The 15,677-nt window shown below is 60.6% G+C and carries 18 protein-coding genes and 1 pseudogene; 7 read left to right on the forward strand and 12 right to left on the reverse strand.

Annotated features, from left to right (window positions below):
- Positions 1–941, forward strand: a 941-nt coding sequence (locus WBV42_RS14020; protein ID WP_423986574.1) for a PQQ-binding-like beta-propeller repeat protein, incomplete at its 5' end; no start/stop codon positions are given.
- 210 nt (positions 942–1,151) lie between these two features.
- Complete coding sequence (locus WBV42_RS14025) at positions 1,152–1,652, forward strand: twin-arginine translocation signal domain-containing protein (protein ID WP_423986575.1); 501 nt, start codon at positions 1,152–1,154, stop codon at positions 1,650–1,652.
- An 89-nt stretch (positions 1,653–1,741) separates the two neighbouring features.
- Here WBV42_RS14025 and WBV42_RS14030 read toward each other — a convergent pair whose 3' ends face one another.
- From WBV42_RS14030 to WBV42_RS14040, 3 genes are all read right to left on the reverse strand, one after another.
- Positions 1,742–2,335 carry a DJ-1/PfpI family protein gene (locus tag WBV42_RS14030; RefSeq protein WP_423986576.1) on the reverse strand — a complete coding sequence of 198 codons (594 nt, stop codon included), beginning with the start codon at positions 2,333–2,335 and terminating at the stop codon, positions 1,742–1,744.
- A 48-nt stretch (positions 2,336–2,383) separates the two neighbouring features.
- Entirely contained in the window at positions 2,384–2,944 is a 561-nt protein-coding gene (locus WBV42_RS14035; protein ID WP_423986577.1) for a metal-dependent hydrolase, read from the reverse strand.
- 115 nt (positions 2,945–3,059) lie between these two features.
- Positions 3,060–3,227, reverse strand: a complete 168-nt coding sequence (locus WBV42_RS14040; protein ID WP_423986578.1) for a hypothetical protein — start codon at positions 3,225–3,227, stop codon at positions 3,060–3,062.
- A 209-nt stretch (positions 3,228–3,436) separates the two neighbouring features.
- Here WBV42_RS14040 and WBV42_RS14045 point away from each other — a divergent pair, with 209 nt between their 5' ends.
- Positions 3,437–5,065 carry an acyl-CoA synthetase gene (locus tag WBV42_RS14045; protein ID WP_423986579.1) on the forward strand — a complete coding sequence of 543 codons (1,629 nt, stop codon included), beginning with the start codon at positions 3,437–3,439 and terminating at the stop codon, positions 5,063–5,065.
- A 10-nt stretch (positions 5,066–5,075) separates the two neighbouring features.
- Here the strand turns inward: WBV42_RS14045 and WBV42_RS14050 are convergent, their stop codons facing one another.
- On the reverse strand, positions 5,076–5,381 hold the full coding sequence (locus WBV42_RS14050; protein WP_423986580.1) for a translation initiation factor: 306 nt from the start codon (positions 5,379–5,381) through the stop codon (positions 5,076–5,078).
- Between the two features lie 58 nt (positions 5,382–5,439).
- Complete coding sequence (locus tag WBV42_RS14055) at positions 5,440–5,868, reverse strand: hypothetical protein (protein WP_423986581.1); 429 nt, start codon at positions 5,866–5,868, stop codon at positions 5,440–5,442.
- Between the two features lie 82 nt (positions 5,869–5,950).
- Between WBV42_RS14055 and WBV42_RS14060 the strand changes: the two genes are divergently transcribed.
- On the forward strand, positions 5,951–7,102 hold the full coding sequence (locus WBV42_RS14060; protein WP_423986582.1) for a thiolase C-terminal domain-containing protein: 1,152 nt from the start codon (positions 5,951–5,953) through the stop codon (positions 7,100–7,102).
- Positions 7,099–7,476, forward strand: coding sequence for a Zn-ribbon domain-containing OB-fold protein (locus WBV42_RS14065; protein WP_423986583.1), 378 nt, complete (start codon positions 7,099–7,101; stop codon positions 7,474–7,476). Before WBV42_RS14060 ends, WBV42_RS14065 begins: the two co-directional genes overlap by 4 nt.
- 150 nt (positions 7,477–7,626) lie before the next feature.
- On the opposite strand, the gene WBV42_RS14070 is transcribed toward WBV42_RS14065, so the two are convergent.
- From WBV42_RS14070 to WBV42_RS14080, 3 genes are all read right to left on the reverse strand, one after another.
- Positions 7,627–8,349, reverse strand: a complete 723-nt coding sequence (locus tag WBV42_RS14070) for a DUF7547 family protein (protein ID WP_423986584.1) — start codon at positions 8,347–8,349, stop codon at positions 7,627–7,629.
- A gap of 49 nt (positions 8,350–8,398) precedes the next feature.
- Positions 8,399–9,574: a GNAT family N-acetyltransferase gene (locus tag WBV42_RS14075; RefSeq protein WP_423986585.1), complete on the reverse strand. Its 1,176-nt coding sequence runs from the start codon at positions 9,572–9,574 to the stop codon at positions 8,399–8,401.
- Positions 9,575–9,928: 354 nt separating this feature from the next.
- Entirely contained in the window at positions 9,929–11,164 is a 1,236-nt protein-coding gene (locus tag WBV42_RS14080) for a cytochrome P450 (RefSeq protein ID WP_423986586.1), read from the reverse strand.
- 318 nt (positions 11,165–11,482) lie between these two features.
- Between WBV42_RS14080 and WBV42_RS14085 the strand changes: the two genes are divergently transcribed.
- Complete coding sequence (locus tag WBV42_RS14085; protein WP_423986587.1) at positions 11,483–11,689, forward strand: hypothetical protein; 207 nt, start codon at positions 11,483–11,485, stop codon at positions 11,687–11,689.
- A gap of 35 nt (positions 11,690–11,724) precedes the next feature.
- Here WBV42_RS14085 and WBV42_RS14090 read toward each other — a convergent pair.
- From WBV42_RS14090 to WBV42_RS14100, 3 genes and pseudogenes are all read right to left on the reverse strand, one after another.
- A pseudogene (locus WBV42_RS14090) lies at positions 11,725–11,796 on the reverse strand (hypothetical protein); the annotation flags it as partial.
- A 178-nt stretch (positions 11,797–11,974) separates the two neighbouring features.
- Positions 11,975–12,763 carry an SDR family NAD(P)-dependent oxidoreductase gene (locus tag WBV42_RS14095; protein ID WP_423986588.1) on the reverse strand — a complete coding sequence of 263 codons (789 nt, stop codon included), beginning with the start codon at positions 12,761–12,763 and terminating at the stop codon, positions 11,975–11,977.
- 117 nt (positions 12,764–12,880) lie between these two features.
- A complete protein-coding gene (locus tag WBV42_RS14100) occupies positions 12,881–13,327 on the reverse strand; it encodes a universal stress protein (protein ID WP_423986589.1) in 447 nt (148 codons plus the stop codon).
- 168 nt (positions 13,328–13,495) lie between these two features.
- On the opposite strand from WBV42_RS14100, the gene WBV42_RS14105 reads away from it, so the two are divergent.
- Complete coding sequence (locus WBV42_RS14105) at positions 13,496–14,893, forward strand: GntP family permease (RefSeq protein WP_423986590.1); 1,398 nt, start codon at positions 13,496–13,498, stop codon at positions 14,891–14,893.
- A gap of 188 nt (positions 14,894–15,081) precedes the next feature.
- Here WBV42_RS14105 and WBV42_RS14110 read toward each other — a convergent pair.
- Positions 15,082–15,677, reverse strand: a 596-nt coding sequence (locus WBV42_RS14110) for an amino acid ABC transporter ATP-binding protein (protein WP_423986591.1), incomplete at its 5' end; no start/stop codon positions are given.

The following is a 15,677-nucleotide window of genomic DNA, read 5'->3' on the forward strand; positions in this document are numbered from 1 at the left end:
TCGTCAACGACCGCGTCTATCTCACTCGGGGGAAATCGACCGATAATGCTCCTGTGGCGACGCTCGAAGCGTACGATTTGGAGACGGGAAAACCGCAGTGGTCGTCCTCGCTCGACACGACGTTCACGTTCGGCGCACCGCTCTTCGACCTCCGGCCCATCTACCACGACGGGGTGTTGTACGTCAACGTCGACGAGCGGTTCATCAACGACCCACCGGTCGTGACGGACGACGCGATCTACGGCGCTGGACTGAACAGTCTCATCTGCTTCGAACACGACGGAAGCGAGCGCTGGGAGTTCGCACCCGACGGGCACATGAACTACCCGAGTACTCCGGCGGTGCTCGACGGGACGGTATATACGGTGACGGACAGAACCCTCGTCGCCCTCGATGCCGACTCCGGCGAGCAGTTATGGACGGGAGAGAGCGGGGAGGTGATGTCCAACGTCATCGCGACGGAGAACGAGATCGTACAGGCGGGAATCGGTGTGCAAGTTTTCGAACCGGACGGGACTGAACGATGGGCTGAGGACACCACTCAGAAGGCCAGCATCCGTCCCGCGGTCGACGATGAGACCGTGTACTGTGCGGACCTCGACGGAAACGTTCTCGCTCGGGAACTGTCGTCCGGAGACCTCCGGTGGCAACGGACGCTCCCGGAGCAGGAGTGGTCACAGGGGACGATTCCGGTCGTCACCGACAGAGCCGTGAACCTCCACCGAACGAACGGGGAGAAGACCACGGTGTATGCGCTGAACGCGGAGGACGGAAAAACGAAGTGGAAGATTTCGAAGAAAGGGACCCGTAGCCGAGGTCCGATTCTAGCACGGGACACGGTAGTGTTCACGACACAGTACACGCCCCCGAAGCAGCGCGAATCGAAAACCGTCTCGGACGGACTGGATACGACCAGTCAGTTGTGGACATACGACATCTGAGACGGGTTTTCTCGCCGCTCCCCACCCCATAGGTGGCCATCACCATTGTCCGTCGTTCGACTTCAGGCCGTACGAAACGCCGCGTAATCTACAATATCACGTCGATAACGTAGAATATTCCTGTTCAGTGGCAGGTAGGATATACTTGGAAAACTGAAAGGTCTGTGCCCTTTATCAGCGAGTCCGGCATAGAACGGAGGCGAGGTAGAGATGACCGAAAGTGAAACTAAAGAACACGTCGAATCGGAAGACCGACGCTCGTTCATGAAGAAAGGCGCGCTCGCGACAGGCGCGCTCGCATTGGGATTGGGGAGTGCAGGAAGCGCTTCGGCGCAGGGCCAGAACGTGTTGGTGTACACCTACGATTACCACCCGAACGTCGAGTTCCGCGTGGTAAACTCGTTGGAGAAGTCCACGACGGTTCGGTTGCTCGAAAAACCGGGTGGCGGCAACGTCTCCGAGATCAGCCAGCCGGACAACTACAACGGCTACATCATCCGCTACCTACTCGGTGGTGGCGACATGGGACAGGGACAGATCACCACGTTCATGTTCGCACAAGGTGTCTCGCTGAACCAAGGCGACACCCGGCGGTTCAGCGGCAACGCGTCGGTGTTCAGCAGCACGCTCAACCTGCTCAGCACGAACCTCGAAGGCAGCGGTGGTGGCGGGATGACGACGACCAGCAGCGGTAATTCGTCGTCGTCGTAATCCCCCATCCCATACGTTCGCCTTTTTGACGAGCGTTTCGGGAATCGACTTCTGACCACACACCTTTTGATAAAAATCGGCGACGCGAATCAGTCGTCAGCAGTGACTGGCTGACCGTGTTCGATATCGGTTCCGAGCACGTCGAGGAACTGTGAAATCCACTCGACGTGATCACCCCAGTCACGACCGGAAACGAGGTTTCCGTCCGTCGTCACGCCGTCGTAGTACTCGCCGCCCGCACCCTCCACGTCCGCTTCCAGCGCGGAGTACGCCGAACACGTCCGTCCCTCGATGACGTCCGCCGCCGCGAGAATCTGGGTCGCGTGACAGATGGCAGCGATGGGTTTGTCCTCGTCGTCGAAGTGCTGAACCGCCTCGATGACTTCGTCGTGCGTTCGGAGGTACTCCGGTGCTCTTCCGCCCGGCAGGACGAGACCGTCGTACTCCGTCACGTCGATGTCGTCGAACGACGCGTTGAGCGTGAAGTTGTGGCCACGGCTCTCCATGTACGTCTGGTCGCCGCGAAAGTCGTGAACCGCGGTTTTCACCGCATCGCCCGCGTCCTTTTCGGGGCACACCGCATCGACCTCGTGGCCGACGGCTTGGAGCGCCTGGAACGGTACCATTATCTCGTAATCCTCGCCGAAATCGCCGACGATCATCAGCAGTTTTTTGCCGTCCATTTCGCAGAGAGCTACGGTTGCAGAAGGCATAATCGTGCGGGTGGTCCGTTAGGACTCACGGATCATGTACGCCGTCTCCAACGGATAGCGTTCGTGGCGGTAGAGCGCGTAGTGAGCCGCGAGTGCAACCCCCAACAGGCCGAAGTTCCAGATGGGCGAGTCGTAGTAGATGACGTCGACGATGATCGGTTTGGCGTACACCGGCCAGAGCGGTTTCAGCGGCGGAGCGATGTCGGGGGCCGAGAGGAGGTCGGCGAACAGGTGACTCATCCCGCCGGTCAGAAAGCCGACGGTGGCGAAGGCGAACACCGCCTTCTCACCGATTTCGTCGCTTCGAACCCATCGACTGGCCTCGAAACGGGACGTAAGCAAGTACGCGGCGAGCGCACCGACGACGACGCTGAAGACGGTAACGAACAGAATCGTGTGCGTCACGCCGTGGTGGTGGACGCCTGGAATAACGTGCCGTAACAGCAGGTCGGAATCGGGAAGCATCGCGGTCACGAGCGTGAACGCCGCGAACGCGAGGCTCGCGCGTCGGCCCCAGAGAAACCACGCCGGAGCAGCAAACAACAATGCCATCGCGAAGTGACCGCTGACATCGACCATACGGACGAAACCGGTTGTCAGCCGTATATACGTTTTCGCCGATACGAAACGCGCCCCACTCTCGGGTGGGGCGAAAATGCAAACTCCATCGGTAAAGCGTGTCTCGATGGGCGGATCAACCGCGTCGCTTCAACCGTTGGCTGACAAACAGCGGGAGAAAAAAGCCGATGGCGAGGAGGACGAACGCCGTCAGTTCCATGCTGTGGGAAAATTCGTCCGTGATGATGGCGACGACGACTGCGAGGATGACGGCGAGAACGGTGATCTTCGTTGGGATGGCCATCAGTAGCGGTTCCTACACAGTTCTACAATATATAAATTTTCAGAGAGAGTCGAGAACGGAGTGATTCTCGTTCGAAACCGGTACCCGACCGACCACGATCGGAACAGAATATATTAGAACCAGTACACGATACGGGATCCTCGTAATCCTACCTGTCGCGTGATACCAGACGACAAAACCAAATAATCGACCATCCCATTTCGAAGGGAATGCAAATCGACTACGAGCGCGAACTTTCGGAGTTCGAGTGGGAAATTCCGGAGGGGTACAACCTTCCGGCGGTCATCGAGTCACACGCGGCGGAATTCGGCGAGCGGCGGGCGGTGAAGTTCCGCGACGACGAGGGGAACGAGGAGGAGCGAACCTACGCCGACATCCGGGACGACATGAATCGGTTCGCCAACGCGCTCGAATCGCTGGGCGTGGGCGAGGGCGACCGGGTGATCCACCTGTTGCCGCGCCATCCCGACGTGTTCGCGATTCAGCTCGGTGCGCTGAAGCGCGGGGCGATTCTGGTACCATGTTCGGCCATGCTGAAGCCCAAGGACATCGGATTCCGGGCCGACGACTGCGAAGCGACGGCGGCCGTCTGTCACGACGAGTTGACCGGCATGGTCGAACCAGTGATGGACGAGACGCCGCTGGAGACGTTGGTCATCCTCGACGGCGAAGGATCGGAGGAGTGGGAGTCCTTTTCGGCGCTCATCGACGGCGAATCGACCGAGCACGACGGACCGGATATCGGGGCGGACTCGCCGATGTCGATCAACTACACGAGCGGGACGACGGGACAGCCGAAACCCGTCCTTCACCGCCATCGCTGGATGCACTGCTTCGAGCGCGTCAACGGACGCTACTGGTGGGGCGTCGAGGAGGGAATGGACTTCTCGGACGAACTGCTCTGGGCGACGACCGGGACCGGGTGGGCCAAGTGGTTCTGGAGTCCTCTCGGCGTGGCGCTGACGACCGGCGCACCGCAGTTCATCTACCGGGGGGACTTCGACCCGGCGACGTTCCTCTCGCTACTGGAGCAAGAAGGCGTCACGCGACTTTGTGCGGTACCGACCCAGTACCGGATGTTCACACAGGAGGAGGACATGGCCGACTACGACCTCTCGCTGAAGGAGACTCTGTCGGCGGGCGAGCCGCTGAACCGCGAACCGATTCAGGCGTTCGAGGAGGCGTTCGGCGTGACGCCGCGCGACGGCTACGGCCAGACGGAAACCGTCGCGCTGGTGACGAACTACCCCGGAATCGACGTGAAACCGGGCAGCATGGGCAAACCGACGCCCGGCCTCGGGACGACGATCATCGACACGGTGGACGAGGAGGAAGTCGAGCGGGGCGAAATCGGCGAGGTCGCGGTGCCCGTCGATAGCCCGGCCATCTTCGACGGCTACTTCGAGAAACCGGAACTGGACGAGAAAACCTTCGCCGGGGAGTACTACCGAACCGGCGACTTGGCGAGCGAGGACGAGGACGGCTACTTCTTCTTCGAGGGCCGCGCCGACGACATCATCATCTCCTCGGGCTACCGCATCGGCCCGTTCGAAGTCGAGGACGCGCTAGTTGGCCACCCCGCAGTCGCGGAGGCCGCCGCCGTCGGCAGCCCGCACGACGAGCGCGGAGACGTCGTCAAGGCCTACGTCATCCTCGCGGAGGGCCACGAGGGAAGCGACGAGCTCGTGGAGGAGTTACAGACGTACATGAAGGAGGAGACTGCACCGTACAAGTACCCGCGACGGATCGAATTCGTGGACGAACTGCCGAAAACGTCGAGCGGGAAGATTCGCCGTATCGAACTCCGGCAGCAGGAAGTCTCGAAGTTCGGCAACTAATTCCCGATTCTTATTCGACTGCGTATCCCTTGTCCTGTAGTACGTCGATGACCCGCTCGCGGTGATCCCCTTGTAGTTCGATTGCCCCCTCGTGCACCGTCCCTCCGGTCGCCATCTTGCGTTTGAGTTCGGACGCGAGTTCCTTCACGTCCACTTCGCTCGGGTCGAACCCCTCCACGATGGTGACCGGCTTGTCGTAGCGCCGTTTCTCGGTTCGGATGACGAGGCGTTGCTCCGTTCGCCCTAAGTCTTCGTCGATGCCGAGTTCTTCCGGGAGTCCCGTTATGGAACTCAGGTCGTCTTTGTCGTTTGCCACGGCAGGGAGAAATATGCTATCCAGTACCTTGGCTCTGTCTCAAGTCAGTTCGTGGATATCAGTCCTGATTATCGTCAGTTCGAGCACTCGGACAGCCATTACTCGTGAGGTCCGTGAAGAACCCGATTCGTCCCGAGTTGTATTCGATTATCAGGTCGTTACAATCGTCTTTCGTCACCGTCACGTCGGCCCGTGAATCCTCGACTCGGACCGTGGCAGTGTATCGCGCCGGGTTCAGCCAGTAACCGGAAACGGTCGAGTGGCCGGACTTGTTTTTGCCGTCCGATGGGCCAACTCGCCGCGTGACTTGTGCGACGGTCGTTTCGTATCGCTTGAGTTCGACGTGGAAGTCGTGCGGTTTCGTGTCGTCGTTGATGAGTTCGAGGTTCCCGATTCTCGCGGCGGCGGAGTCGAGAACGTGAAGGCACCCTGCGGTCGACCCCACGACAAAGCCTGCAGAGCTAGCGAGGAGTGTCCGTCGTTTCATGGATATTGTAGAAATTCTTACATAATAGGTGTTTCTTCCCTGAATCTCAAACTTCTAAACCCGTCCCCTCCTCGTGGCAGGTATGGATAGAGTCGCAATCATCAGCGCGTCGATGACCCAGTTCGGGAAACGAGACGCGTGGATACGCGAACTACTGGCGGAGGCCGGGCAGGCCTGTCTCGACGATGCCGAAGTCTCGCCGCTGGACGTGGAACACCTCTACGTCTCGAACATGGCGAGCGGCGAGTTCGAAGGACAGACCGGCGTACCGAACGCACTGGCACACGACCTCGGCGCGCTCCCGGCGTACACGCAACGAATCGACCAGACGAGTTCCAGCGGCGGGGCCGGAATCTACGCCGCGTGGCAGTCGGTCGCCTCCGGCGCGAGCGACCTAACGCTGCTCGTCGGCGGCGAGAAGATGACCCACAAAACGACCGCTGAAGCGACGGACGTCATCGCCTCGCTGACTCACCCGGTCGAGTACAAACACGGCCTCACGCTTCCGAGTTTCGCGGGGCTGACCGCCCGGCGCTACCTACACGAGTACGACGCGCCGCGCGAGAGTCTGGCGAAGGTCGCAGTAAAGAACCACAAAAACGGCGTGGACAACCCGCACGCGCAGTTCCGCAAGGAAGTCGATCTGGAGACGGTGATGGAGTCGCCCATCGTGGCCGACCCGCTTCGCTTGTATGACTTCTGTCCCATCACGGACGGGAGCGCGGCGCTACTGTTCTGCCCCGAATCGAAGGCCAAGGAGTACACCGACGAGTACACCGTCATCTCGGGAATCGGCGGCGCGACGGACACCCACGTCGTCCACGAGCGCGACGACCCGACGGTGATGGGCGCGGCCGTCGAGAGCAGCGAACTCGCCTACAACATGGCAGAGCGAGGACCTGAGGACGTCGACGTGGCCGAACTCCACGACATGTTCACGATCCTCGAATTCCTCCAGAGCGAGGCCGTCGGCTTCTTCGAGCAGGGCGAGGGCTGGAAGGCAGTCGAGGAAGGCGTCACGGACCGCGATGGGGAGTTACCGATCAACACGTCCGGCGGCCTGAAGTCGAAGGGCCACCCGCTTGGCGCGAGCGGCGTCGCACAGGCCTACGAACTCCACCAACAGTTGCTCGGCAACGCCGGGGAACGGCAGGTCGATGCCGAGGTCGGCCTCGCGTGTAACGTCGGCGGGTTCGGTAATTGTGTCATCACCACCATCATGGAGCAAGCATGAGCGAAAATTCCAGATTTGAAGCGCACCGCTGTCCCAACGGCCACCTCTCGTACCCCGGCCACCCGCGCTGTCCGGAGTGCGCCGAACCACAGAAGGGGACGGTAGATTTGAGCGAGAGAACGGCGACCGTCATCACGTGGACGACCAGCACCGCGACCCCGCCCGGCGTCCGCCAACCCAACCACATCGCCATCGTGGAGTTCGACGTGGACGGCGAGTCGGTGCGCGCGGTCGGACAACTGACGAGCGACGGTGTCGAAATCGGCGACGAGGTGCGACCGGTGTACGCCGAGGAACTGCGCGACCCCGACGCCGGAATCCGGGAGCAAACGAGTCAGGAGTGGGACGGCTATCGGTTCGAACCGGTCGAGTAAGATAGTGAGTGACGTGTTTTGGTTTCTCGTGGTCGAAAATCCGGGGATTTGGGTACATCGTCCTCGTTCGGTCCCGATGAGAGAGCTCTGATTTTACCGAGAGAACACGACCGCCCCGCATCAAGTACCGAAGAGAGATACAAAAACCGATTATGCCGCAGAATCGCCGCTCTCGTCGACGTCATCACCATCGTCGGATTCATCGCCCGACGCATCGTCGTCTCCCGCTTCCCCATCCCCGTTCTCGGGGACACCCAGTTCGCTGCGAATCGATTTGAGTTCGGCGTCCACATCTACTTGCGGTGATTCCTCCTCGTCTTCCTCCATCTCCTCCTCCCCGGCGTTCGCGATTTCACGTCCTTCGTCGGCCTGCTCGGAGCCAACGGTAACCTCCTCGCGGATGTCGTCGCTGAGTCGGCGGGCGTCTTCAAGGATTCTACGCGCGCGGGGTTCCTCCGGAAGGCCGCCTTCCGTAAGAGCACCTTCCACGTCGTTCAGGGTATCTTGGAGGCGGTCGAGGGTGGCCCGACTAGCGCGTCCGGCGCGGGCGCTAAGGTCGGAGCGGGCCTTCTCGGTCGGGTCGTACTCGGGATCGACGAGGCGGATTATCTGCTGGAGGGCTTTGAGCGCGCGAACGTTTGCCTCCAGCATGGTGATGAGCGTCGGGATGGCGTACTCGCCGGTAAAAGAGAGCACTTCCCGCGGAGTCGGCGGGCGCGGGAGTCCGAGTGGGCCACGCGGCGGTCGGCCGAGTTCGGTCTGGAGGCCGCGAAGCGTGGTTTCCAACTCCTCGATGCGATTTCCGAGGTCCTCTCTGTCCTCCCGGTCGTCGTGGCCACTTCGGTCGTCGTGGTCGTCCGGGTCGTTCGACATGGCTGACCCTACACACCGCAGAACAAAAGTATTGGTCGGTCGGAAAGAGTCAGAAATGCTCCCGCAGGTAGACGTCCTCCTCCGGGAACAGAGCGGCGAGATCGTCACGGGCGTCGCCTTCGTGAACGTCCAGTTCTCCGAATCGCTCGGCGTCCTCGACCGAGTGGTATCCAGCGACCAACTGCGAGAGCGTGTTCACGTCGATGGTCACGTCCGGGTCGGCGTCGGTCCGGTCACACCGAACGACCCCGTTCGTATCGAGTTCGAACGTCCCGTCGTTCCACCCGACCAGCGGGTCGGTGACGCGGAGGACGACGCCGGTTTCCGCGTCGTAGGAGATGGTTTCGAGCGCTCGGGGGACGTCCACGAGGCGGAACATCGGCCCGGTTCGAATTTCACACTCCACGTCGCGCGGGTTGGCGACGATGTCAAGCAGGTCGGTGCTTTCCGGGACGAACAGGAACTCCACAGTCTCGACCTGCGAGTCGTGGTATTGGACGAACCTGAGGAGGTGACGGTAGGCCTCGTCGTCGGCGGATGCCGTCTCCCACACCTTGAGTCGTTTACCGTCGTCCTCGTCGTCCACGCTGTAGACGATGTAGCTTCGTGCCTCGCCGTCCCGTAGCCACGCGTACACGTAGGGGTCCTTCTTCCAGCCCTCGAACACTCGCTCGCGCCACCAGTCCTCCGTTCGATCGACGCTGAGGGCGTAGTTCTCACCGTAGGCGTCGAACAGGGCCACGAGCAGTTCCCAGTCGTCGGCGTCGAGGCGACGGAACTCGCCCGCCGCTTCGGTACCCAAATCGAGCGCGTCCGGCGTGGTCTCGTATCGCGTGTACTTGGCCACCGTCGCCCACCCGTACTTGCCGTAGAACTCGTACGAGAAGGGCCAGAGGGCCGAGAAGTACACCTCCTTCTCACGGTACTCGGCGAGCGATTCGGCGAGCATCTCCCGCACCAACCCCCCGTGGCGGCTTTCGGGGGGTGACGCGACGGCCGAGAGACCGGCCATCTGGTGCCAGTCGCCGCGGACGTTCGTCGTGAACCAGTACTGTTTGCAGACACAGAGCAGGTCGTCGCCGTCGAACATTCCACGGCGGTCGCCGAGGTCCGAGTTGCCGTCGTCCTCGTCGTTGTCCGGACCTTCCTCGGGTTGAAAGGCGTAGCGGAGAAGTCGCTGATACTGATCCTTGTATTCGACCGGCAGCGGGCGATAATCGGACATAGTTGGCGATTGTGAGGAAGCGAGAAATAGGTTCGTGTCGAACGGATGAATTCTATTTCGCTATATGAAATTGGAAAAATGGGATCAAGAGTTGGTAGTTTCGATTTCGACCAGTTTTCGTGATTTTGCAGGGCTGAAGCGATGTCGGCATCCACCGTCGAGAGGAGATGACACGCGCGGGGTGACAGTGACGACAGCAGGAGCGAGTACCTGCGGAGACGGCCAAGCGTAGCGGCCGTTCCAGGTGACGAGCGGGGAGAAAAGGCGGCAACGCCTACGACTTCGACGGGCTACGTGTCAGTAGCTCTCTCGAAGAGACGGCAAACGGGACCCTGCTCTCCGAGGTCGCCGCCGTCATTCAAGGGTGACGATGAGTTCCTCTAGGCCGTAAACGTCGCTCGGCGACCGTTGGAGGTCGTTCGTGGCGACGTCGGTAATCTCGAACCGGTCGAAGAGAGCGGAGAACCCGACTTCCGCTTCGAGACGAGCAAGCGGTGCACCGAGGCAGTAGTGAATTCCGTGCCCAAACGCGAGGTGGTCGTTCGGACGACGCGACGGGTCGAATTCATCCGGTGAGTCGAAGTGGCGGCCGTCACGGTTCGCGGAGCCGAGCCACGCGACAACGTGGTCCCCGGCCTCGATAGCTTCTCCACCGAGTTCGATGTCCCGACGCGCGACCCGGTTCCCGTCCTGAATCGGCGAACGATACCGGAGCACCTCTTCGACCGCTGACTGCAAAGAGACTGCACCCGTCTGGACATCGTCGAGGACATTGTGTTCGTGAAAGGACCAGATGGCGTTCGTCAGGAGGTTCGTCGTCGTGACGTTCCCTGCAAGAAGGAGGAGAGTACAGAGCGAGATGGCTTCCCGTTCGCTCAGCGCCGACTCGTCCTCTCCGGCCGTCGCGATAGCGGTCAAGAGGTCGTTTCGGGGGGTCTCACGGCGGTCAGCGAGTCGCTCTCGAAAGTACTCGCTCATCTGCATCATGGCCTCCGGTCGCGTCAGGTCGTTCCGGTCTCCCGGTTCGCTTGCTACGTCAGCGACGGCATCGGACCAGCGTTTGAACGTCGCGCGTTCCTCGCGGGGGACACCGAGTACGCCCGCGATAGCGTCTACGGGGAGGGGGTAGGAGAACGTCTCGACGAGGTCGACTCGTCCGGGTTCAAGGTCGGCGACGAGTTCGTCGGCGATCGCTTCGACGCGCGGGCGGTACGACCGAATCGCGTCGGCTTGGAAATGCTCCGCGACGACGGAGCGGATTCGGTCGTGTTTCGGGGGATCGGTCGAGACGAGCATCTCGCCGAACGAATCTCGTTCGGAGTCGCCCTCGGTTGATGGAGCCGCGTCGCGACCTTCGTCCGTGTCGTCACCCGGCTGGAAGTCCATCTTGGAGGAAAATAGTTCGTCCTCGCGAACGATACGTTTGACGTCGTCGTAGCGGAAGACGTCCCAGACCTCGCGGTCGGGATCATATCGGACGGGGCTCTCGTCGCGCATCTCTCGATACCACTCGTATGGTTCCAGTCGCGCATCGTCGCGTAGTTCCTTCGCCGGTCGGTCCAGTTGGGGTTCGGTCGAATCGTCGGCCATACCCAACCGAACGTTCGGTTGGTATGTAGGTTTTCCGGAGTCGAGCGAACGTTCGGTATGGTTCGTAGTCCACTTAGAACGCTACTGCTGGCAGATACCCGAAACCGAAGCGCGTGAGAGGAAGCAACAGAATGTTACGAACTCGATACGAGATTCAGGAATCAGACCGCAACGACACCGAGTGCGACATCGATGGCGGCGAGGACGAACAGCTCCGTACCCGAGGAACACGTCCAGCATCGGCGACCGGATATCGGAACCGACGACAGTGAAACCCGCGTTCCATAGCGCAGGCAGGAGGTCGGACAGGCCGGATTCGTGGTCGAAACGCGCACGCGAACCGGCGTCGAGTTCTCGACGCTCTCGGTTCCTATTTCTCCGGGAATCGGCAGTAATCGGTCTGAAACGTGCCGCGTGAAGACCCATTTCGTAGACGGATTCGTCGAACTTCTCCCAATAGAATTCATCGACGAGTGTCCCGTCGTCGTCCACGACCGCACGTTCGAAAAGAGCGGGATGTCGTAGTCGGCCATATCGAACAGTTCGGCCTCGTGTCCCGCCTTCCGAAGCCGAGTGGTAACGTACCGAGCGGCGTGAATCGACTGCCGACCGTTTCGAACCGTTCCCTCGATTACGAGTACCGTGAGTGGCGATGTGGTGTGGCTCCGCTGTTATCGCGTGCCTCGTTCGTCGTCATACAGGGGGATGGTGCCGACAGGGGGACGAAAATTGTCGTGAATATATTCACCTGTGACGCTGAAAAAGATCCGGTCCCGATGGCCGAGTCCAACCGCTTCGACGTTGACCGTGTTACGATTTGCTTCCCCAACCGAACGAGAGCCATCCGCCGTCAGGGTGGAGAATCTCGCCAGTCATGAAGTGTTCACCCTCCGCGAGGAACGCCGCGCAGTTGGCGACTTCCTCGGGCGTTCCGAACCGGCCGACGGGCGTGCGGTCGATGACGTCGTCCTCGTCGAAGCCGATCTGGTCCTGGGCGTCGCCCACCATTTCGGTCCGGATGTAGCCGGGCGAGATGGCGTTGACGAGAATGTCGTGTTCGGCCCACTCGACGGCCAAACAGCGCGTGAGGTTGTTCACGCCACCTTTAGACGTGTTGTACGGTGTGCGACCAGTCTGTCCCTGTTCGCCCATCATGCTGGAGATGTTGATGATGGCCCCGCCCGTTCCCTGTTCGATCATCTGCCGACCGGCCAACTGTGCACCGCGGAACGGGGCGGTGAGGTTCACGTCGATGACCTTCTGCCAGTCCTCCATCGCCATCTCCTCGGCCGGGCCACGGATGTTGATACCGGCGTTGTTCACCCACACGTCCAGCGAACCGAACTCCTCGACGGTTCGCTCGACGAGGGATTCGAGCGAATCGCCATCCGTCACGTCGGCTTCGATCGCGAGGAGGGATTCGGCCTCCGCATCGGTTTCGTCGGCGATTACCTCGGCGGCCTCCGCCGCACGCTCTTCCGAACGGGAGTTGACGACGACGTTCACGCCGCGGGACGCGAACTCCCGTGCGATAGCGTTCCCGATACCACTACTCGAACCAGTCACGACGGCAGTCTTGCCGTCGAGTGTGTTCACCATGGTTGAGTGCTCGCCCCCCTCGCTTTTTATTTTTCCGGAAATCCCATTGTGATTTCCACGTTTGCCGCATAAAATGGGTGAAAAATTGTGAAGATTCCTGAAGAAGGGGAGAAAATCTCAATCCGTGAGAACGGTAACCGGGCCCTCGAAGTCGAGAATGACTCCCTGTGTCGCGTCGCCGAAGAGGGCTTTGCCGGTCGGTGACCGCTGGCGGCCCGTCAGGAAGACGTGGTCACAGTCGTACTCCTCGGCCGCATCAAGTATCTTTTCGGCTTTGTTGCCGAGGAATCCCGTCACCTCGTACTCGACGTCGAGTTCCGAGAGCACTTCGTCGCCGATGTCGCGGGCGAACTGGGTCGCCCCCTCCTCGGCTTCACCGACCGTGTAACTCGCCGAGCTACTCATCAACGATTCCATGGCGTCCCGACGAGCGCCGTACTCCTGTTCGGTCGTGATATGCGTCAAAATCATGTCGGCTCCCACTCCTTCGGCAATGGTTCCCGCTTCGTACGCGAGTTCTTTTGCCGTTTCCGTCGGTTCGACGACCACGAGTGCACGTCCCATATCGGATACCAATAAACGGCTAACAATAAAACCAGCGTTCATTTACATAGTAAAAGAATAATACAAACTAAATCAAATACTTTTATCTTTTATCAACGATGTTTATTAAAATGGCACATTTAAAGGAAAATGTTTTCAATGAACATCAATGACATGGAGTCGCAATCTATGGCAATTGAATTGGCACAGAGTCCGCTGCTCACGTTCGCAGTCGGGCTTGTTTTGGTCGTCCTCTTACTCGTCGTCTGGGACCTCCCGGCGTTCGTCGGATTGGCAATCGCCGCGTTCGGTGTTGGACTCCTCAACGCAGTGTTCGTCGCCGACTTCACGTTCGCCGATGCGGCGTCGAAGACGGCGACCGAGTTCGGGAACGGTATGGCAGGTATCGGTATCCCGATTCTGATGGCATCGGTCATCGGCAAATCGATGCTCGAAAGCGGTTCCGCCCAACGTATCGTCCGGGGATTCCAGTCAGCTGTCGGAAAAGAGAATTCGGACATCGCGCTGTGGGGTAGCAGTACCGTACTCGCCATCCCGGTGTTCTTCGACAGCGTGTTTTACTTACTGGCACCACTCGCGCGTTCGATGCGTGCGCGAGTGGGGGATAATTACGCGCTGTACCTCATCGTCGTCGGTGCCGGTGCATCCGTGGCTCACGTGTTCGTTCCGCCGACACCGGGCCCGCTGGCCGTCTCCGACCAGCTCGGTATTCAAAACCTCGGACTCACCATCCTGATCGGTCTGCTGGTAGCCATCCCATCGGCAATCATAGCCGGTCTGGTGTACGGCCGCTGGCTAAACAAGCGAATCGACATCCCCCTTCGGGACGCGATGGGAACGACGACGGAGGAACTTCAGGAGCGTGCGAATCGAAGTTCGGACACGCTTCCGAACTTCCTCGAATCGGCACTCCCCATCATCCTCGCCATCGGACTCGTCGCCGCGTACACCATCGTGGACACGTTCAAGAAACCGTATCCGGTCCTCAGGCCGCTCCAACCCGTTGTCGCGTTCGTCGGTGACAAGAACGTCGCGCTGACCATCGCCGCCATCGCGGCGGCGTACACCTACCTCCGCTGGTCCGACCTCTCGCGCTCGCTCTGGGAGGAAGAACTCACGGATGCACTGAAAAGCGGCGGGAACATCGCCGCCATCACCGCGATGGGTGGCGCGTTCGGTGCGCTTCTAGCCGCGTCCGGAATCGGCCCGTACATCGCTGACCATTTGCAGGGACTCGGCATCGGCCTGTTGGTGACCGCATGGCTCGTAGCGGCCATCGTTCGCATCGCACAGGGTTCCGCGACCGCCGCGATGCTCACCGCCGCGGGAATCATGGCTCCGCTGACCGGACAGCTTTCGGTTAGCCCGGTTTACATGGTAATGGCCATCGGCGCTGGCGGAAACATCTGCTCGTGGTACAACGACTCGGGATTCTGGCTCGTCAAAGAGATCGGCGGTCTCACGCAGCGTGAAACTCTACAGACGTGGACGATGGTGACGACCATCATCTCCATCACCGGCCTCGTGACGGTACTCGTGCTCTCGACGATCATTCCGCTGGCGTAAGCAGCGGTTTCGGCAACTATCACGGATTTTTCGGAGTCGTGCCGGTAGCAAGACAGTCTCACATGCGCTCGGCTCAAATGATAGACTGCGATTACATGGTCCCAGAAATCGTCTTTGAAACGGAGTACTGCGGCCCCTTTTCGGGAACGGACGAATAAAAAGAGCGGCGACTACAGAACTATCGAGAACTACAGCACCATCGAGAGGAACTGTCGCGCGCGGTCGGTGCGCGGATTTTCGAAGAACTCCTCCGGCGGTGCGGTTTCGATGACGCGTCCGTCGGCCATGAGGACGATTCGGTCGCCCACCTCGCGGGCGAAGCCCATCTCGTGGGTGACGACCATCATCGTCATGCCCTCGTGTGCGAGTTCGCGCATGACGCCGAGCACCTCGCCGACGAGTTCGGGGTCGAGCGCGCTCGTCACCTCGTCGAACAGCATGACGTGCGGGTCCATCGCCAGCGCTCGGGCGATGGCGACGCGCTGTTGTTGCCCGCCCGAAAGCTGGTTCGGGTAGGAGTCCGCTTGGTCGGCGAGGCCGACGTCGGCGAGGAGTTGTTGACTCCGCTCTTCGGCGTCCATCTGGGACAGTCCCTTCACGTCCATCGGCGCGAGTGAGACGTTCTCCAGCGCGGTCTTGTGCGGGAAGAGGTTGAAACTCTGGAACACCATGCCGATGCGCTGGCGCAGGAAGTTGATATCGACATTCGGGTCGTTGATGGACTCGCCCTCGATGCGGATGTCACCGCCCTGAATCTCTTCGAGGCGGTTCGTGCAGCGGAGCA

Origin of the sequence: Haladaptatus sp. (assembly GCF_049589095.1) — an archaeon.
Taxonomy (GTDB): Archaea; Halobacteriota; Halobacteria; order Halobacteriales; family Haladaptataceae; genus Haladaptatus.